The following is a 1286-nucleotide window of genomic DNA, read 5'->3' as shown; positions in this document are numbered from 1 at the left end:
TATCTGCATGATGTGAAATGTACCCCATGCCATAGAATTTTCCTTCCTCTACAAGCAAACAGCTTTGTTCGTCTTCAGTTCTTCCTTTATCAATAACGGCAAAAGATGGCAACATCTTTTTTAAATCTTCAATAGCATATTTAACCCTTACGTTGTAGGCAGCAGCAGATTCTTTACCTACACAGGCACCGGTACAATTACCTTCTTCATAAGCTGTACAAGCTTGTCGGTTTTTCTGAATAAAGCAAAGCTTTTCGCACAGCAAATGTTCTTTTATTAATGCCTTTAAAAGATTATGCCCCTCTAGTATGGTATTAAAACTATACAGGGCCGGTGTATTTTTTTTAAATTTATCTATGCCCAATCTTATATAGCCTTTTTGATCTTCGAAAGCATACAAACTATATTTCTGTTCAAAACGCTTTAAAGCTCGGTTGTTTGTTGGCCATAGTTTCTTGATCTCTGTGGCTTCCAAAATAAAAGCCATTAGTTCTGTACCACATACTTCAAAATCTACACTGTAAATATCCTTGAGGAAATCCTGACGCTGTTTACTTGTGCTATTGCCTGTAAAATGAGAACAAACCCTCTTTTTCAGGCTTTTAGCTTTACCAATGTAGATCACTTTACCCTTTTGATCTTTAAAGTAATATACACCGGGGCTTAAAGGCAGTTTTTCTATTTCCGATTTCGGTAAATTAGGAGGCAGGGCCTGCTCTTTTGAAGCTTTTCTTAACGATTGATTGATAATCCCTTCAGCATCTGCCTGTAAAAGCATACCTAATAGAATTGCCGTAGCAGCTGCATCTCCACCTGCACGGTGCCTGTTGTTTATCTCTATACCTAAAGCATTACAAAGCTTACCCAGACTGTAAGAACGATGACCTGGAAGTATTTTACGGCTAAGCCTTACGGTACAAAGTTTATTGCATTGAAGCTGATAACCTGCCAATGATAATTGATGTTTAACAAATGAAAAATCGAAATTTACATTGTGCGCAACAAAAGTTTTATCGTGCAGCAATTCATATACTTTTGGAGCTATATCACTGAACAACGGAGCATCTATAACCATTTCATTGTTTATGCCCGTTAATGCCTGTATGTATTCAGGAATTTCCTGAGCAGGGTTAATCAGTGTTTCAAACATATCTATTACAGAAACACCATCATGAATAAGAATTGAAATCTCTGTGATTCCATTTCCTGAAGCAAAGCCACCTGTTGTTTCTATATCTACTACCGCGTAAAGCATGTTTTTTTAAAGCCTTTATGAAATGTAAATA

1 protein-coding gene is annotated in these 1286 nt (G+C 36.7%); it reads right to left on the bottom strand.

All coding sequences use genetic code 11. The features are described 5' to 3' along the window. Positions 1-1255 (bottom strand): exonuclease domain-containing protein (locus tag AC1DDX_RS27480; protein WP_477623041.1); only part of this gene is annotated, 1255 nt, incomplete at its 3' end. Positions 1256-1286: the final 31 nt, after the last annotated feature.

This window comes from Pedobacter sp. 10L46_2 (assembly GCF_056395165.1).
This window is presented reverse-complemented; position numbering and strand designations above follow the sequence as displayed.